Source organism: Janthinobacterium sp. BCJ23, from assembly GCF_059617945.1.
Genome location: NZ_JCAQAW010000010.1, coordinates 231,694 through 249,663, shown reverse-complemented (window position 1 = coordinate 249,663; position 17,970 = coordinate 231,694). Strand labels below are relative to the sequence as shown.

Annotated in this window: 15 protein-coding genes and 1 pseudogene; 6 read left to right on the top strand and 10 right to left on the bottom strand. The window is 60.2% G+C overall.

Annotation, left to right across the window (positions count from 1 at the left end; translation table 11 throughout):
• From AC54AG_RS25475 to AC54AG_RS25450, 6 genes and pseudogenes are all read right to left on the bottom strand, one after another.
• Positions 1–101: pseudogene (locus AC54AG_RS25475) on the bottom strand (Lateral flagellin); the annotation flags it as partial.
• Between the two features lie 192 nt (positions 102–293).
• The gene (locus AC54AG_RS25470) at positions 294–893 is read right to left on the bottom strand and encodes an acyltransferase (protein WP_496632085.1); all 600 of its coding nucleotides are present in this window, start codon (positions 891–893) and stop codon (positions 294–296) included.
• Between the two features lie 48 nt (positions 894–941).
• Positions 942–1,670, bottom strand: coding sequence for an LbetaH domain-containing protein (locus AC54AG_RS25465; protein ID WP_319993027.1), 729 nt, complete (start codon positions 1,668–1,670; stop codon positions 942–944).
• A complete protein-coding gene (locus AC54AG_RS25460; RefSeq protein WP_496632082.1) occupies positions 1,670–2,821 on the bottom strand; it encodes a DegT/DnrJ/EryC1/StrS family aminotransferase in 1,152 nt (383 codons plus the stop codon). The genes AC54AG_RS25465 and AC54AG_RS25460 overlap by 1 nt, the downstream gene beginning before the upstream one ends.
• Positions 2,821–6,030 carry a tetratricopeptide repeat protein gene (locus AC54AG_RS25455; protein WP_496632080.1) on the bottom strand — a complete coding sequence of 1,070 codons (3,210 nt, stop codon included), beginning with the start codon at positions 6,028–6,030 and terminating at the stop codon, positions 2,821–2,823. The genes AC54AG_RS25460 and AC54AG_RS25455 overlap by 1 nt, the downstream gene beginning before the upstream one ends.
• A 240-nt stretch (positions 6,031–6,270) precedes the next feature.
• Entirely contained in the window at positions 6,271–7,947 is a 1,677-nt protein-coding gene (locus tag AC54AG_RS25450) for an electron transfer flavoprotein-ubiquinone oxidoreductase (RefSeq protein WP_175444538.1), read from the bottom strand.
• A 264-nt stretch (positions 7,948–8,211) separates the two neighbouring features.
• Between AC54AG_RS25450 and AC54AG_RS25445 the strand changes: the two genes are divergently transcribed.
• Positions 8,212–8,988 carry an SDR family oxidoreductase gene (locus AC54AG_RS25445; protein ID WP_034752351.1) on the top strand — a complete coding sequence of 259 codons (777 nt, stop codon included), beginning with the start codon at positions 8,212–8,214 and terminating at the stop codon, positions 8,986–8,988.
• Here AC54AG_RS25445 and AC54AG_RS25440 read toward each other — a convergent pair.
• A complete protein-coding gene (locus AC54AG_RS25440) occupies positions 8,985–9,551 on the bottom strand; it encodes a PAS and helix-turn-helix domain-containing protein (protein WP_034752350.1) in 567 nt (188 codons plus the stop codon). The genes AC54AG_RS25445 and AC54AG_RS25440 overlap by 4 nt on opposite strands.
• 147 nt (positions 9,552–9,698) lie before the next feature.
• Here AC54AG_RS25440 and AC54AG_RS25435 point away from each other — a divergent pair, with 147 nt between their 5' ends.
• Both AC54AG_RS25435 and AC54AG_RS25430 read left to right on the top strand, forming a co-directional pair.
• Positions 9,699–10,400 carry a CoA transferase subunit A gene (locus tag AC54AG_RS25435; RefSeq protein WP_070303098.1) on the top strand — a complete coding sequence of 234 codons (702 nt, stop codon included), beginning with the start codon at positions 9,699–9,701 and terminating at the stop codon, positions 10,398–10,400.
• A gap of 20 nt (positions 10,401–10,420) precedes the next feature.
• Positions 10,421–11,071: a CoA transferase subunit B gene (locus tag AC54AG_RS25430; RefSeq protein WP_072454554.1), complete on the top strand. Its 651-nt coding sequence runs from the start codon at positions 10,421–10,423 to the stop codon at positions 11,069–11,071.
• Positions 11,072–11,124: 53 nt separating this feature from the next.
• On the opposite strand, the gene AC54AG_RS25425 is transcribed toward AC54AG_RS25430, so the two are convergent.
• Positions 11,125–11,535, bottom strand: a complete 411-nt coding sequence (locus tag AC54AG_RS25425; protein ID WP_070303099.1) for a DoxX family protein — start codon at positions 11,533–11,535, stop codon at positions 11,125–11,127.
• 233 nt (positions 11,536–11,768) lie between these two features.
• Complete coding sequence (locus AC54AG_RS25420; protein WP_496632076.1) at positions 11,769–13,106, bottom strand: dicarboxylate/amino acid:cation symporter; 1,338 nt, start codon at positions 13,104–13,106, stop codon at positions 11,769–11,771.
• A 259-nt stretch (positions 13,107–13,365) separates the two neighbouring features.
• On the opposite strand from AC54AG_RS25420, the gene AC54AG_RS25415 reads away from it, so the two are divergent.
• The 3 genes from AC54AG_RS25415 to AC54AG_RS25405 are packed head-to-tail and all read left to right on the top strand — an operon-like array spanning position 13,366 to position 16,937.
• Entirely contained in the window at positions 13,366–14,247 is an 882-nt protein-coding gene (locus AC54AG_RS25415; protein ID WP_219328396.1) for an alpha/beta fold hydrolase, read from the top strand.
• Between the two features lie 47 nt (positions 14,248–14,294).
• The gene (locus AC54AG_RS25410; protein ID WP_034752339.1) at positions 14,295–14,645 is read left to right on the top strand and encodes a RidA family protein; all 351 of its coding nucleotides are present in this window, start codon (positions 14,295–14,297) and stop codon (positions 14,643–14,645) included.
• Between the two features lie 39 nt (positions 14,646–14,684).
• Positions 14,685–16,937 (top strand): RelA/SpoT family protein, encoded by a 2,253-nt coding sequence (locus AC54AG_RS25405; protein ID WP_034752338.1) that lies wholly within the window; start codon positions 14,685–14,687, stop codon positions 16,935–16,937.
• Between the two features lie 62 nt (positions 16,938–16,999).
• On the opposite strand, the gene AC54AG_RS25400 is transcribed toward AC54AG_RS25405, so the two are convergent.
• Positions 17,000–17,956: a cation diffusion facilitator family transporter gene (locus AC54AG_RS25400; RefSeq protein ID WP_331778698.1), complete on the bottom strand. Its 957-nt coding sequence runs from the start codon at positions 17,954–17,956 to the stop codon at positions 17,000–17,002.
• Positions 17,957–17,970: the final 14 nt, after the last annotated feature.

Here is a 17,970-nt window from a genome sequence, read left to right as displayed (position 1 = left end):
CCGGTGCTCAGGCGCGTCATCGAAGTCGACAGTTTGGATTGGGTATTCGAGATCGAATTTTGTGCCGACAGGGAAGCAGCGTTGGTGTGAAGGCTCAGCATGGTGTCATTCCTAATTGGGTGGTTACGGTGAGGAGCGACGGGTTATCTGCTCCTACCAGTACAAGACGACCATTCATTTCACTTTATTAAATGCCGTATGGAAATTTTTTGTGGACGCCATGTTTAGCTGAAAAAAGTGTTTTTTAAGCATGCTTCTGCGTATGGCGCGCCTGTGCAGGCATGCGGCTTCGGCTATCTGTCCGCACTGGAAAGTTTCTCCAGTAGCAATGTTTCTGCGGCCAATAAGTCGCGCGCTCGGTTTTTCAGGCGCTTTGCCGGTGTCCCGGCATAAATACCCCAGCTTTGCAGGGATTTGGTGACCAGGCTGAGAGCGCCCACGGCCACGCCGTCGCCTATTGTTATGTCAGGCAAGACGACGCTGCCCGAGCCGATGATGACGTGGCGGCCCAGATGCACGGGACCGCTTTTGCAATTGGTAAATTCTTCCGGTACGGTGGGATTGGTCAGGCTGGCCCCGCTGTAGTCATCCGTCTTGCTATACAGGCGTACGCCTTGCGACAGGCCCGAGAAGTCGTCCAGCGTCATGCCCGCCGCACCCGAGAGAAAGCAGTAGCCGCCGATATGCACATGGTTGCCGATGCGGATGTGGCCGCCGCCCGCAGCCACCAGCGTGCTGTACCCGTCGATACGGACATTGTTGCCGAGCGAAATATTCTCCATGCCGACAATGACACAGTTTTTTGCGACGCGGACGTTGCTGCCGACATGGCGGAAGCCGGCATGCTGCAAGTCGTCTTCCGTGTAATAGCCGGGATTAAACAATTCACTCATGGTCACTCCTTGCAATTGGTCGGGATAGCATTGCCGGGCTTGCCAGACTCAGGCAACTGCGCTGCCATGCATTTCTTCCCATTGTTTGCGGCTGCTTTTCAGGATGTCGATGACCAGCAATGCCTTCGCTTCATCGGCGCACATATCTTCCAGGAACATGGCATTGTTGTCGCGCACCCAGGCCAGCGGCATGTCCCACCATGCCAGTTCCAGCAGCGCGGCGCGCACTTTTTCAGGGAAACGGTAGCGTATCAGGCGCGCCGGCGAGCCCGCATAGATACCATACGGTTCCGAGCGAAAATTCGGCGGCAGCAGAGAACGGGCGCCGATGACGCAGCCGTTGTCGATGATGCTGCCGCCGAGCACCATCACTTCGTCGCCGATCCAGACATCGTTCCTGATCACCGTATCGGCATACTGAGGCGGTGGGGTGTTTTTCAAGCCGCCGCCGAGGATCGACAGCATGTACGTGGAAATGGTGCGCATCTCGTGCTGGCCATTGAGCAGGAAGCGCAGGCGCGAACCGCCGGCCACATAGCGTCCCACGCACAAGCTTTGCTGCCCGCTGTCATATTTCACCAGCGAACCGACGCCAAAGCCGGAGCCACGTCCGATGTAGAAGTGCCCGCTTGTCGGTTCCTGGTCCAGCCAGTCGCGGAAAAATTGATGGGGCAGGGTGCTGATGGCGCCATCGTCGTAGCCCAGCACCGTGAATTGGGCCGACCACGGATGGTTTTCGGCCACGCCGGAAAAATTGGTTTCGGTGGAAATGTGCATCAGGCGATGTTCCGTATCACTTCTTGTTGCAGTGCGGGGGCGGCGATCATGGCGATAATGGCGTCCACGGTGGCCATATCCAGATCCGGATAGATGGGCAGGCAGATCACCTGCGACGACGCGAGGCGTGCCACGGGCAGATTTGCGTGCGCCGCCGACGGCATGCCGCGGTACATGGGGAAGTCGCTGATGAGCGGGTAAAAGTAGCGGCGCGCGTAGACTTCCTGGTCGCGCAGCAGCTGGAACAGGGCATCGCGCGACAGCGGGTAGCCGGGGCCGACGAGGATGGGGAAATACGCATTGTTGGCCGCCTCGGCATCGCCTTGCTGCACGCAGGTGATGCCATCGATGCCGGCCAGCTGCTGGCGGTAATGCGCATCGATCGCCTTGCGCTTCTGGCGCGCGCCGTCGATACCCTTGAGCTGCAGCAAGCCGAAGGCGGCATTGATCTCGCTCATCTTGCCATTGATGCCGGCGGCCACGACCGTGACTTCATCGACGAAGCCGAAGTTTTTCAGGTGGTCGATCCGTTGCTTGGTCTTGGCATCGGGGCAGACGATGGCGCCGCCTTCGAAAGTGTTGAAGATCTTGGTGGCGTGAAAGCTGATCACGGAAAGGTCGCCGTGATTGAGCACGCTGCCGCCCCGGTGGCGCACGCCGAACGCATGCGCCGCATCGTAGATCACCTTCAGGTTGTAGTTGTCGGCAATTTTCTCGATGGCTTCGATATCGCATGGCCGGCCGTAGCAATGCACGGGCATGATGGCGGTGGTCTGCGGCGTGATGGCCGCCTCGATTTTGCTCGGGTCGAGGTTCAGGCTGTGCGGCTCGATGTCGGCAAAGACGGGCTTGATGTTATTCCACAGCAGCGAATGAGCGGTGGCGACAAACGAATACGGCGTCGTGATGACTTCGCCGTTGATGCGCAGCGCCTGCAAGGCCGTCATCAATGCCAAGGTGCCATTGGCGAACAGGCAGATGTGCTTGACGCCCAGGTAGTCGCACAGCGCCTGTTCCAGTTGCTGGTGGAACGGGCCGCCATTGGTCAGGATCTTGTTGTTCCAGATCGTTTCCAGATACGGCAGGAAATCCTCCAGCGGCGGCAGCAGGGGCTGGGTGACATACACGGGTTTGTTTTTTTGAGCGCTCATCATAATCCGATCGGCGGGTTGGGTACGGCCACGGGTGCTTCAAACGAGATGGGCGGCAAGCCTTCGCACCAGCGTTGCCAAGCCATGCGCAGGCCATTTTCCAGGCCTTCCGTAATCAGCTTGGGCTTGCCCATGGTCGAGCGTTCCAGGCGGTGCCGCATGCTGAAGCGGTAGGCGCCCAGCAACATCGGGTTGGCCGCCATGGCCACGCCCTTGCGCACGAAATCGTCATCGTCGATGGCAATGAATTCCTCGAGTTCGATCTGGCGCAGGATCATCGTGCCGGCCCGGCTGGGGAACGTGGGACCAGCCACCGTGAGCGTGGGCACGCCCATCCACAGCGCATGGAAGGTCGTCGTGCCGCCGCCGTAGGGGAAGGTGTCGAGGCAGATGTCGACGCGGTGATGCATGGCCATGAATTGCGTTATGCCGGTACGCCCTTCAAAGGTCAGTCGCTCAAGCGCGATGCCTTCTTCCTCGAACCAGGCCCGCAGTTGCTCTGGCGCTTCGGATTTTGGCATGGCGGCGAGCAGCATTCTGCAATCCGGCAGGGCGCGCAGCAGCTTGCACCAGTGCGCGACCACCTGGCGATTGATTTTATTCAGACGATTGAAGCTGCCGAAGGTGATATAGCCATTTGTCAGGGCTGGTGCGGGCTGAACGGCGGGTGCAAATAGGGATGGCAGGAAGGGCACGCAGGCCGGCAGCAGCAACAGTTTCTCGGTGAACTGGCTGTCCAATTCGCCGGGTGGCGAAAAAAACGGGTCGCTCAGGTAGTAGTCTATCGCCTGCAGTCCTGTGGTGAGCGGATAGCCTATCCAGCTTGCCTGGACAGGTGCAGGCTTTGCAGCGAACATGAGCAGACGATTCTTGCCCGTGTGACCAGACAGATCGATCAGAATATCGATGCCATCGTCGCGGATCAGCTGCGACAGTTCGGGGTCGGACAGGTGTTCGACCTGCCTCCAGTGGGGGAAAAACTCCTGCAGCCGCTCGGTCACATCGTCATTTTGCGGATTATTGTGGTAAGCGTACAGTGACAATTGGTCGCCATCGACGATATTTTCCAGTATCGGAATAAGGAAGTGCGGCACCGGATGATTGAGCAGATCGCCCGACACGAAGCCCACTTTCAGGGTGCGCAGCGGGTCGCGCGTATTGTTGTACGGGAGCGGGTTCTGGATAACGTGTTTTTCGAACGTGTCGCTAAAGCGCTGATGTTCGGCAAATAGTGTCTCGGCATCAATGTTGGCGCTATGCGACAGCAGGAACAGGTAGTTGCTGAACAGGGTTTCCCATAGTGGACAAACGGCCAGCCCCTTGCGGCAGGTTTCAATCGCTTCGTCTAGTCGGCCGATATTGCTGAAAGTGGCGCTGATATTGACGTAGGCATCGCGATAGTCGGGATTGATCTCCAATACTTTGTGATAGCACTCGAGGGCCAGCAGCGGTTCACTCATGATCACGTGGCAATTGCCGAGTGCAAAATGCGCGCGATCGAATTCGGCGTCGATAGCGAGCGCGGCCAGATAAGTCTGCTTGGCCTGTTCGATTTGATTTTGCGCCTGCTGTGTGGAACCCAGGTTAATGAGCGCCGAGGTGTTTTTCGGATTCAATTCCAGCGCGCGCGCGTAGGCAGCGGTCGCTTCGTCGTATGCTTTCAATTCCTGTAGAACGACGCCGAGGTTGTTATGCGTCTCGCTATTGTCTGGTTCATACTTGAGTGCCTGGCGGTAGGACACCGCGGCCTGCTCGAAGCGCTTGATGGAGTTGTAGTAGTCGCCCAGATGCTTGTGCATTGCGGCGTTTTCAGGCGCCATGTCGATGGCCTGTTGAAAGTACTTCAGCGCATTGTCCCGGTCTTCGGCGGTGCCGTAGGCGATGGCGAGCTGGGCGCAGGTTTGCGCATCGTCCGGTTGCAGGCGATGCGCGCGTATGCAGTACTCGATGGCTGCAGCGTAGTTCTTCTGCTTGCACTGAAGTAATCCCAGATTGCTCAGCGCCTGGGAAAAGTCGCTATCGAGCGCGATCGCCTGTTCATACGCGGCGATGGCTTCCTCGGCCCGGCCCAGCCACTGAAGCGCGCGTCCCAGGTTGTTGTGCAGCTTGGCGTCGTCCGCATGTAACTCAATGCCGGATTGGCAGGCGGTTGCTGCGCTGTCGTATTCTCCTGCCTCGTGCAGCGCTGCGGCAAGATTGGCATGTGCACCTTTGGTGTGGGGCGCCAGTTGCAGTACAGCCCTGTAGCTGACGATGGCCGTTTGCCATTGCCGCAGGTCTAGCTGGGCATTGCCCAGATTCAGATAGATTTCCGCGTCGCCCGGCAGCAGGGCCAGCGCGCTTTGATAGCAGGCGATGGCTTCGGCGCTGCGCTGCATCGCTTGCAGTGTATTGCCGAGATTGAAATGGCCCTTGGCGTAATCGGGACGCAGCGCCAGCGCTTGCCGGTATGCCTGCTCGGCCTGCTCCAGCTTGCCTTGCGCCTGCAGGGCCGCCGCCAGGTTGCCATGCGCCTCGACAAAATCCGGATTCAGTTCCAGCGCCCGGGCATAGCTGTCGATCGCCTGGTCGTACATGCCCCGTTCCTGCCATGCGGTGCCCAGGTTGCCATGCGCTTCGGCATCGTTGGGTGCCAATTGCGTGGTTTTTTGCAGGGCCTCGAACGCATCCTTGCCCTGCAATTGCAGGGCGGTGCCCAGCACGCTCCAGGCAAAATCGGAGTCGGGATAGCGCTGCGTCAGGGCGTGGCTGGCCACTTCCAGTTCGGCATGGTGGCCGGCTTGATACAGCGCAATGACGTGCTGCGTTTCCTGTGCTGTCGGCGTGCCGGCGATCGCCGTTTCGATGCGGCTGCGCAAGCCTTGCGACTGCTCGTTGTCGAGACCGCGCGCAATGGCCGCCGTGACGATCTCCAGCGCCTGTTCGCGTTCGCCCGCCTTGAGCAAGCCATCCGCATACGACAGCCAGAACTGGCCTTCGTCGGGGTTCACCGACAGCGCCTTGTGCAGATACGGCAAGCCTGCCTGGTATTGCCCGACCTGTCCCGCCAATAAACCCATATTGTGGTTGGCGATGGCGTGATACGGCTGCGCCTGCAAGATCGCCAGGTAAAGTTCTTCCGCCTCGGCATAACGGCCAGCCTGATGTTCGGTGATTGCTTGCTGCAATTCGGCGTCGAGGGGCACTGCGGGGAGGGCGTTTGCGTTCATGGGCGGGCGGAAGGGGAAATAGTTAGCAGAGGGAATTGTAACTGGTGGAAGTGCTTCTGAGAAACTTTCCAGGTGGAATTTATCCAGGAATGCTGTCGCAATGCAAACGAGGTGTTGCTGACGGGTCAAAGCGTGGAGGATATATGATGTTTTTAATAAAAAAACAGCGCGCTACCGCAGGGGTAGGGCGCTGTCTTCGGGTCACTTGGCAACGTTGTCGCCGTGCATGAGTAGCGTGGCTTACATGTTCGGATAGTTCGGCCCGCCGCCGCCTTCCGGTGTCACCCACACGATGTTCTGCGTCGGATCCTTGATATCGCAGGTTTTGCAGTGCACGCAGTTCTGTGCATTGATCTGCAGGCGTTCGGCGCCGTCGTCGTTCTTTACGAACTCGTACACGCCGGCGGGACAGTAACGCGCTTCCGGCCCCGCATACGTGGCCAGGTTGACGTCGACGGGCACGCTGGCGTTCTTCAACGTCAGGTGGATGGGCTGGTCTTCCGCGTGGTTCGTGTTCGAGATGAACACGGACGACATCTTGTCGAAGGTCAGCTTGCCATCGGGTTTCGGATACACGATCTTTTTCGACTGGGCTGCCGGTTTCAGGCATTCGTGGTCGCCATGCGAGTGGTGCAGGGTCCACGGCGCCTTGCCGCGGAAGATCAGCTGGTCGATGCCCGTCATCAGGCTGCCCAGGTACAGACCTTTCGACAGCCATGGCTTGACGTTGCGCGCCACGTGCAGCTCTTCATGCAGCCAGGATTTTTCAAAGGCGACAGGGTAGCTCGTCAGTTCGTCGTGCTGGCGCTGTTCGCCCAGCGCGCCAAACGCCGCGTCCGCCGCCAGCATGCCGCTCTTGATGGCCGCGTGGCTGCCCTTGATGCGGCTCATGTTCAGGAAACCCGCATCGCAGCCGATCAGCGCGCCGCCGGCAAACACCAGTTTCGGCAACGATTGCAGGCCGCCGGCCGCGATCGCGCGCGCGCCGTAGGAAATACGCTTGCCGCCTTCGAAGAACTTGCGGATTTCCGGATGCGTCTTGTAGCGCTGGAATTCCTCGTACGGCGACAAATACGGGTTTTCGTAGTTCAGGCCCACCACGTAGCCCACCATCACCTGGTTGTTTTCCAGGTGGTACAGGAAGGAGCCGCCATAGGTTTTTGTATCCAGCGGCCAGCCGCTCGAGTGGATCACCAGGCCAGGCTTGTGCTGGGCCGGATCGATTTCCCACAATTCCTTGATGCCGATGCCGTACGATTGGGGATCCTTGCCGGCGTTCAAGTCATACTTGGCCATCAATTGCTTGCCCAGGTGGCCGCGCGCGCCTTCGGCGAACAGCGTGTACTTGGCGTGCAATTCCATGCCCAGCTGGAAGTCGGGACCCGGTTCGCCATCGCGCTTGACGCCCATGTTGCCGGTCGCTACACCTTTCACGGAGCCGTCGTCGTTGTAGAGGATTTCCGCGGCAGGGAAGCCGGGGAAGATTTCCACGCCCAGGTTTTCCGCCTGCTGGCCCATCCAGCGCACGACATTGCCCAGCGAGACGATGTAGTTGCCGTGGTTTTCAAAGCAGGCCGGCACGGCGAAGCCTGGCGTTTTATACGCTTTCGTTTCGGTCAGGAACAGGATGCGGTCTTCCGTCACTTCCGTGTTCAGGGGCGCGCCCAGTTCTTTCCAGTTCGGAATCAGTTCCGTGAGCGCTTTCGGGTCCATGATGGCGCCCGACAGGATATGCGCGCCCAGTTCGCCGCCTTTTTCCAGCACGCAGACGGACACTTCCTGGCTCTTTTCTGCGGCCAGCTGCTTCAGGCGGATCGCCGCGGCCAAGCCTGCGGGGCCACCGCCGACGATCACCACGTCATACTCCATGGTTTCGCGCGGTCCGTACTGTTCAACTAAGTTATTAGGCTGTGTCATGGTCTCGATTGTCAGTCACTCAATTAGGTAGCAAGGATAGGGAATAAAGCATCATCGGGGAAATTTAAGCACGAGTGTGCTTGTTTTTGGCGAGGATTGCAACTTTGGCGCCATTTTGCGTGACATTGCCCCTCGCCGCAATCTAAATCCGGCCATTTTGTGTAATGATGGCGTTTACTTTTGCTCGAGTGCGCTGCGGGGGAATTTGCCCGATTGCCATAGGCACGGCGTAAAGTGTTGTCTAAAATAAAACAGGAGTAGCTCGTGGGCATAGAAGTCAATTTCGAGGGCAAGATTGCCCTGATTACCGGCGCATCGAGCGGCCTCGGCGCGCGCTTTGCGAAAGTGCTGGCCCAGGCCGGCGCACAGGTCGTGCTGGCGTCGCGCCGCACCGAACGCCTGAAGGAATTGCGCGCCGAAATCGAAGCCGATGGCGGCGCCGCGCACGTGGTGTCGCTCGACGTGACCGACTTCGCCAGCATCAAGTCGGCCATCGCGCATGCGGAAACGGAAGCGGGTCCCATCGATATCCTCGTCAATAATTCCGGTGTCTCCACCACGCAACGCCTGGTCGACGTCACGCCCGAAGATTACTCGTTCGTGATGGACACCAATCTGCGCGGTTCGTTCTTCGTGGCCCAGCAAACGGCCAAGCGCATGATCGCGCGCGCCAAGGGCGACCCGAAGAAACAGCACCGCATCATCAATATCGCTTCGATGGCGGGCTTGCAGGTGCTGCCGCAGATCGGCGTGTATTGCATGAGCAAGGCGGGCATGGTGCACATGACGCGCGCCATGGCCGTGGAGTGGGGCAAATACGGCATCAACACGAACGCCATCTGCCCCGGCTATATTTCCACGGAAATCAATGAAGATTACTTTGCCACCGAGCAGGGCAAGAAGCTGATCGAAATGCTGCCGAATAAACGTCCGGGCAAGCCGGAAGACCTCGACGGCCTGCTGCTGCTGCTGGCGGGCGAGGATTCGCATTTCATCAACGGCGCCATCATTTCCGCTGACGGTGGCATGAGTACCTTCTAGCGCTGCAGCTGCAGTCCCACCAGCTTGTGCACGAGCTCGGACGACGTCGACGCGGCGAACTTGCGCATCAGCTTGGCGCGGTGCATTTCCACCGTGCGGGGGCTGAGGTCGATCTGGCGGGCGATGACCTTGCTGGTCTTGCCTTCCACCAGCAGGGCGGCGATTTCGCGCTCGCGCGGGGTCAGTTCCGCCGTCACGGGACGTTTCTCGCTGACATCCTCGAACGTCCAGATGCCCGGCCCCAGCGGTTCCTGCGGCAGCATGGCGTGGCCCGTGACGTGGCACCAGAACAATTCTCCATTACTGCGGCGCATGATGCGCTCGTCCGAATAGCGTCCCCTGGCGTTCATGATGGGAATGATGCGGTCACCGGTGCGCAGGAATTCGTCGTGCGTGGGGTAGAGTACTTCGAACGACTGGTCGTCCAGCTGGGCGCGCGCATAGCCGAACATGGCCGCCAGCGCTTCGTTGCAGCTACGCATGATACGGTTTTCCGACATGCACATGCCCACGGGCGCGTGCAGGAAGATGCTTTCATAATCGATGGCTGACGCGGCGTTCATCTGATACGTATCACTCTCACAGGGGGATTGCCGGCACGGCGCCGGTAGTTCTACGGTATTGTACTTTCCACTCGCGTATTTTATGCTGAGTCGCTGCCTGAGTCATGGACTCAAGACCAAAGCTTAACAAAAGATAGAGGGACACCCATGAATAAAGTTTATCCTGACGCCGCCTCGGCGCTGGCCGGTATCGTCCAAGATGGCCAGACCATCGCCGTCGGCGGCTTCGGCCTGTGCGGCATTCCCGAAGCCCTGATCGGCGCCTTGCGCGATTCGGGCGTGACGGGCCTGACCGCCATCTCCAACAATGCAGGCGTGGACGGCTTCGGCCTGGGCCAGCTGTTGACCACGCGCCAGATCAAGAAAATGATCGCCTCCTACGTGGGTGAAAACAAGGAATTCGCGCGCCAGTACCTGGCCGGCGAACTGGAACTGGAATTCACGCCGCAAGGCACCCTGGCCGAAAAACTGCGCGCCGGCGGCGCCGGCATCCCGGCCTTCTTTACCAAGACGGGCGTGGGCACCATCGTTGCCGACGGCAAGGAACTGCGCGAATTCGACGGCGAGCAATACGTGATGGAACGCAGCCTCGTGGCCGACGTGGCGCTGGTCAAAGCCTACATGGCCGATCGCGCCGGCAATTTGGTCTACCGCAAAACGGCGCGCAATTTCAACCCGAACGTGGCCATGGCCGGCAAGATCACCATCGTCGAAGTGGAAAAACTGGTCGAAGTGGGCGAGATCGATCCGGACCAGGTCCACACGCCGAGCATCTTCGTGCACCGCATCGTGGTCAACGCGAACCCGGAAAAACGCATCGAGCAGCGCACCGTGCGCACCGAAGCATAAAACAGAATACGGAGATTACTATGGCTTGGACACGTGACGAAATGGCCGCGCGCGCGGCAAAGGAATTGCAGGATGGCTTTTATGTGAACCTGGGCATCGGCTTGCCGACCCTGGTCGCCAACTATGTGCCGGACAACATCGAAGTATTCCTGCAGTCGGAAAACGGCTTGCTGGGCATCGGCCCGTTCCCGACGGACGCGGAAGTCGATGCCGACCTGATCAACGCTGGCAAGCAGACGGTGACGGCCTTGCCGGGCGCCGCCTATTTCAGCTCGGCCGATTCGTTTGGCATGATTCGTGGTGGCAAGATCAACCTGGCCATCCTGGGCGCCATGCAAGTGTCGGAAAAGGGCGACCTGGCGAACTGGATGATCCCAGGCAAGATGGTCAAGGGCATGGGCGGCGCGATGGACCTCGTCGCCGGCGTCAAGCGCGTTGTCGTGCTGATGGAACACGTGGCCACGGCCAAGGATGGCACGACGTCGCACAAGCTGCTGAAACAGTGCGACTTGCCGCTGACGGGCGTGGGCGTGGTCGACGTCATCATCAGCGACCTGGGCGTCATTGACGTGACGGAAAACGGCTTGAAGCTGGTGGAACTGGCGCCGGGCGTGACCAAGGAGCAGGTGCAGGCGGCCACGGGCGCGGAACTGGACGTCTCCGCCGTGTAAGCCAGGCGTAGCGTCGTATCGAAGCGGGGCGGACAGCGATGTCCGCCCTTTTTTTATGCGCTCGCCTTGCCGCGCAATGCGTCCAGGCTGTAGGCGCCGGCGCCCGCTGCCGCGAAGTACAGGAAGGTGAAGCAGTACATGACGGCCATTTCGCCGCCGTTCAGGATCGGCAGGAAACCGGCGGGCGCGTGCGCCATGAAATAGGCGGCCGCCATCTGTCCCGACAGGATGAAGGCGACGGGGCGCGTGAACAGGCCCACCAGCAGCAAGGTGCCGCCGACCAGCTCGATGACGCCGGCCGCGCCCATCACGGAAAACAGTTGCAAGCCGTCGAACATGGCCACGTGCGGCGCGCCGAACAGCTTGGCCGTGCCGTGTTGCAGGAAGAGAAAGCCGAGGATGATGCGCAGCACGCCCAGCAGGCGTGGGCTCCAGGTGGCGTAAAAGGCGGGCGAGAGGGACATGCGTGCTCCATTCAAAAGTGAGGATGGTTCGGTGTCAGGCTTGCATTAACGCAATGTCATTATGCGGGAGCTTGACGGCGAACAGGTGACAGTACTGTAATGGTTTTTCATTCATTGATCATCGTGCTAAATATTGATGCATAATTTACTGTGTGTTGATGATGCGAGAAGCGCGCACACAACGAAAAAGCCCCGCAGATCGCTCTGCGGGGCTTTGCAATGGAGAGTACGGCTTACTTGACGATATTCACGGCTGGGGCGACATACGCTTCTTCGGTCGGGTGGGTGGGGTGGGCCAGCTCGCTATGCAGCTTGTCCATGTCCAGTTCTTTTTCCCATTTTGACACGACGATGGTGGCCACGCCGTTGCCGACGAAATTCGTCAGCGCGCGGCATTCGCTCATGAAGCGGTCGATGCCCAGGATCAGCGCCATGCCGGCCACAGGGATCGTCGGCACCACGGCCAGGGTCGCGGCCAGGGTAATGAAGCCGGCGCCCGTGATGCCGGATGCGCCTTTCGAGGTCAGCATCGCCACGCCCAGGATGGTCAGTTCCTGCCAGATGGTCAGTTCCGTGTTGGTGGCCTGTGCCACGAACAGGGCGGCCATGGTCATGTAGATATTGGTGCCGTCCAGATTGAACGAGTAGCCGGTAGGCACGACCAGGCCGACGACTGGCTTGGAGCAGCCCAGGCGCTCAAGTTTTTTCATCAGGGCCGGCAGGGCCGATTCCGACGAGCTGGTACCGAGCACGATCAGCAGTTCTTCCTTGATGTACAGCAGGAAGCGGCCGATCGAGAAGCCCGTGTACTTGGCGATCAGACCCAGCACGACGAAGACGAACAGGAAGCAGGTCAGGTAGAACGAGCCCATCAGTTTAGCCAGCGGAATCAGCGAAGCCAGGCCGTATTTACCGATGGTAAAGGCCATCGCACCGAACGCGCCGATAGGAGCGACTTTCATGATGATGTTGACCATGCCGAAAATGGCATGCGACAGTTCGTCGATCAGCTTGGTAACGGGACGGCCGCGCTCGCCCAGCAGGGACAGCGAAAAGCCGAACAGGATGGCGATCAAGAGCACTTGCAGGATGTCGCCTTTGGCGAAGGCGTCAACGAAGGTCTTCGGGATGATGTTCATCAGGAAGTCGATGGTCGACATGCCTTCGGCATGCGTGTATTGCGCGATCGACTTGGCGTCCAGGTGGGCCGGATCGGCGTTGAAGCCGGCGCCCGGTTTGAGGATGTTAGCAACCAGCAAGCCGATGGCCAGCGCGAAGGTGGAAACCACTTCGAAGTACAGCAGCGCCTTGCCGCCCACTCGGCCGATTTTCTTGACGTCCTGCATGCCGGCGATGCCGGAGACCACGGTACAGAAGATCACCGGGGCGATGATCATCTTGATCAGTTTGATAAAGCCGTCACCCAGCGGTTTCATGTCGACGGCGTTCGACGGGTAGAACACCCCCAGCAGCACGCCGGCCACGATGGCGAACAGCACCTGTACGTACAGGATTTTATAGAATGGTTTTTTCACGAGTGGTCTCCTCTTGCGGGTTGATGCTGCGATCATCCGCGCATTGCCAGGCCGGCTCAATTGTGGATAACCGCAGATATGCATTTTCGCTATATCGGGTATTGCGCCATGGTGAGCGTGCCAGTAGTGTGCTGCGGCGCAGCATTTCAGCCGCGCGCTTGGAGCATTGCCCGCGCTGCGCTACACTGCCGTAGCGTCGCGCGCGAGGCATCCGGCAAATTGCCGGTTTCTTTGTTTTTTACTACCAAATAACGACGCCGGACAAAACCGTAGCTCCGGTGTTATAAGGAATCGCATGATCGAAGCGAGCATCAAATCCGTGCAGTGCATCTCCCCCGCAGGCTTGCATACCATGTCGTACAAGGAGTGGGGCGCTGCCGATAATCCGAACGTGCTCGTCTGCGCCCATGGCGTGACGCGCGTGGCGGACGACTTCGACAACCTGGCGCGCGCCATGGCCAGCGATTACCGCGTGATCTGCCCCGACGTGGTGGGCCGCGGGCGCTCGGGCTGGCTGGCCAATCCCCAGTTCTACCGCGTGCCGCAATATGTGAGCGACATGGTGACCCTGCTGGCACGCGTGCTGGCCAATGGCGAGCGCCAGACGGTGGACTGGTTCGGCACGTCGATGGGCGGCTTGATCGGCCTGGGCCTGGCATCGTTGCCGCACAGCCCGATCAGCAAGCTGGTCCTGAACGATATCGGCCCGACTCTGGCGCCGGAAGCCTTGCAGCGCATCGGCGACTACATCGGCCAGGACTTGCGTTTCGAGACGTTCGAGCAGGGCGCCAAGTTCGTGCGCGACGTGTCCGCCAGCTTCGGCCCGCACACGGATGCGGAATGGCATAAACTGGCGGTGGATGTGTTGCGGCAAGACAAGGATGGCCACTGGCGCCGCCACTATGATATGGGACTGGCCATGCCGTTCCGCTCGGCCACGCCGGAATCGGCGGCCAGCGACGAAGCCATGCTGTGGGCCGCGTATGATGCCGTGCGCTGCCCGACTCTGTTGGTGCGCGGCTCGGAATCCGATTTGCTGTCGCACGAAACGGCCACGCGCATGCTCGGTCGCGGTCCGAAGGCGGAACTGGTGGAAATCGCCGGCGTGGGCCATGCGCCCACTTTCGTCCACGACGACCAGATCGCCATCGCCCGCAAATTTTTGCTGGGCAAGTAACACAGGTAATACGCTGTACAGATTTTGAAACAACCGAAAGAAGAAGCATGGAAATTACACGACTGCACGTAGGCAAACGCCTCTCCGAAGTAGCGATACACAACAACACCATCTACCTGGCTGGCCAGATCGCCGAAGACACCACGCAAGGCATCGTTGGCCAGACGCGCGAAGTGCTGGGCCACGTCGACCGTTTGCTGATGGAAGCGGGCAGCGACAAGACTTGCATCCTGTCGTGCCAGATCTACATCGCCGACATGAAGGATTTCCCCGGCATGAATGAAGTGTGGGATGACTGGGTCGCCTCCGGCCACACGCCGCCGCGCGCCACGGTGGAAGCGAAGCTGGCCAATCCGGCATGCCTGGTTGAAATCGTCGTCATCGCTGCAGAACGTTAAGTTTTCAAGTTGTTCAGTCATCAAGTTTAAAGGTAATACATGGTTTCCATCTCGGCCCCGAATAGCGCCACATCGGAACAACTGGTAGAGGGCTTGAGTGCGCCGGACTGCGCGCGCGTGCTGGACGCGCTCGCGTATGCCACCGAAGCGTATGGCGACAAGCAGACCTTTGCCGGCCGCTCCGCGCTGGAGTTCGCCATCGGCGTGGCCACCACCCTGGCTTTCCTGCGCAGCGATGCGGAAACGCGCATCGCCGGCCTGATGTTCGAGCTGACCTTGCTGGAACCCGATACGGCGGCCGACATCGAACCCCGCTTCGGCAAGCAGGTGTGCGACCTGGCCACCGGCGTGCGCCAGCTGATCCGCTTGCGCGCGCTGACTCAGGCGCAGCACGGCAGCGCTGGCGGGCGCGGCAAGAATGCGGCGCAGCAAGCCGTGGCCCAGGTGGAAACCTTGCGCAAGATGTTGCTGGCGATGGCTTCCGACATGCGTGTCGTGCTGGTGCGCCTGGCCGCCTGCGTGACGACCTTGCGTTACTTTGCCGACTTGAAGCTGTTCAACGAAATGACGTGTGAATACGGCAAGGAAACCCTGGACCTGTACGCGCCGCTGGCCAACCGCCTCGGTATCTGGCAGCTGAAGTGGGAACTGGAAGACTTGTCGTTCCGCTTCATCGAACCGGAAGCGTATAAACGCATCGCCAAGATGCTGGAAGAAAAGCGCATGATGCGCGAGGGCTTCGTGTCCTCGGCGATCTTGCGCCTGCAGACGGAACTGGCTTCGGCCGGTATCCAGGCGGAAGTCTTTGGCCGCCCGAAACACATTTACAGCATCTGGAACAAGATGCGCGGCAAGGAGCTCGATTTCACGGCCCTGTACGACGTGCGCGCCTTCCGCGTCATCGTTGCCGACGTGAAAACCTGCTACACGGTGCTGGGCGTGGTCCACAATATCTGGACCCCCATCCCGAAAGAATTCGACGATTACATTTCACGGCCGAAACCGAACGGTTACCAGTCGCTGCACACGGTGGTGACGGCCGAAGATGGCCGTCCGCTGGAAGTGCAAATCCGCACGAATGAAATGCACAGCTTTGCCGAATACGGTGTGGCCGCGCACTGGCGCTACAAGGAAGAGGGCGGCTCGAACTTTGCCGGCCAGAAATACGACGAAAAGATCGCCTGGCTGCGCCAGCTGCTGGCCTGGAAAACGGAGGTGGCCGACGCCGTCGTGGGCCAGGAAGAAATCCAGCGCGAGTGGGTGGAAAAGTTGAAATCCGCCACCCTGGACGACCGCATCTTCGTCATGACGCCGCAAGCGCGCGTGCTGGAATTGCCCGTGGGTGCCACGCCCGTCGATTTTGCCTACCACCTGCACACGGACGTGGGCCACCGCTGCCGGGGCGCCAAGGTCGACGGCATCATGGTGCCCCTGAATACCCAGCTGAAAAACGGCCAGACCTGCGAAATCATCACGGCCAAAGGCGCGCCGGGCACGGCCGGACCGTCGCGCGACTGGCTCAGCGCCGGCTATGCCGTCAGCACGCGTACGCGCTCGAAAATCCGCGCCTGGTTCCACGCGATCGACATGCAGGAAACCCTGGCCCACGGCCGCGCGCTGGTGGAAAAGTCGCTGCAGCGCGAAGGCAAGACGGCCGTCAACCTTGAGGCGCTGGCGCAAAAACTGGGCTTTGCGAAAGTCGACGAGCTGTTCCTGTCGGTGGGCAAGGATGAATTCAGCCTGCGCCACGTGGAGCAGGCGCTGCACGACAATGGCGAAGTGGTGGTGCCGGAAGACGCCGTGCTGGTCGGCAAGAGCCGCGCTTCCAGCGTGGAACAGGGCGCCAAGTCCGGCGTGCTGGTGGTGGGGACCGAGGGCCTCATGACCGTGCTGGCCAAGTGCTGCAAGCCGGCGCCGCCGGACAGCATCGTCGGTTTTGTCACGCGCGGCAAGGGCGTGTCGATTCACCGCGCCACCTGCAAGAACTTTGAGGAAATGCGTGCCAAGTCGCCCGAGCGTGTGATCTTCACGGAATGGGGCAGCACGGGCGGGCACGACACCGTGTACCCGGTCGACATCTTTATTCTCGCCGGTGACCGTCAGGGCTTGCTGCGCGACATCTCCGAAATCTTTTCGCGCGAAAAAATCAACGTCATCGGCGTCAACACCCAAAGCGCCAAGGGCCAGGCCCGCATGACCTTTACGGCCGAGATCAGCTCGACGGCGCAGTTGTTGAAGGCGCTGAATGTGATCAAGGATGTGAGCGGTGTTCTTGAAGCAAGGCGCAGTTAGTCTTGTTGAACCCCAAGTACAGAAGCTGGGGTCAGACCCGGCGGGTCTGACCCCGGTCCTTGCTAGTGGGTTTTGTCACCCGCATGCAACCCCGCCATTGTGGCCGTCTCCGGCTGCAAAGTGATGTGGTCTATCCCATGCTTGGCTAACAGCATCTTCTTGATCGCCCGCAATACCTTCGGCCAATGGTCGAGGTGTTCGATTTCCACGTGGCCGATCAGGGCTGGCTGGCCGGGCGACATGTCCCATACGTGCAGGTCGTGCACGGAAATCACGCCGTCCACCTGCTCCACGTCCGCGCCCACCTGGACGTAGTCGATGTGCATGGGCACGCCTTCCATCAGGAAGTGGTACGACTCTTTCAATACCCCGAACGTGGATTTCAGGATCAGCAGAGACACCAGCACGGACAGCAGCGGGTCGATCTGCATCCAGCCCGTGAAGTAAATCACGGCGCCGGCGACGATGGCGGCGACCGAGCCCAGCAAATCGCCCATCACGTGCACAAGGGCAGCGCGCGTGTTCACGCTTTGCTTGTCTTTCGACAAGACCCACGCCACCACCAGGTTGATCGCCAGGCCGATGAAGGCGACGATGAAGACCATGCCGCCTTGCACGGTTTGTGGGGCGGAAAAGCGCAGCACGGCTTCATAGCAGATCCAGCCCACGACGCACAGCATGGCCAGGCCATTGACGAAGGCGGCCAGCGCTTCGGCGCGGCCAAAGCCGAACGAGTGGCGTGGCGAGGGAGGGCGGCGCGCGATCAGCTGCGCCAGCAGGGCCAGGCCCAGCGCGGCCGCGTCCGTGACCATGTGGCCCGCGTCGGAAATCAGGGCCAGCGAATTGGACAGGAAACCGGCGATGACCTCGATGCCGGCAAACGACAGGGTCAGCCCCAGCGCCCACGCGAGGATGCTCTGGCTGCGCCCCTCGAATGAGTGGGTGTGCTTGGCGTCGCCTTTCAGGTGGGCGTGCAAATGGGTGGCGTCGTGTTCGGTGTTGTCGTGCGTGGGATGCATGGAATGCTTTGTGG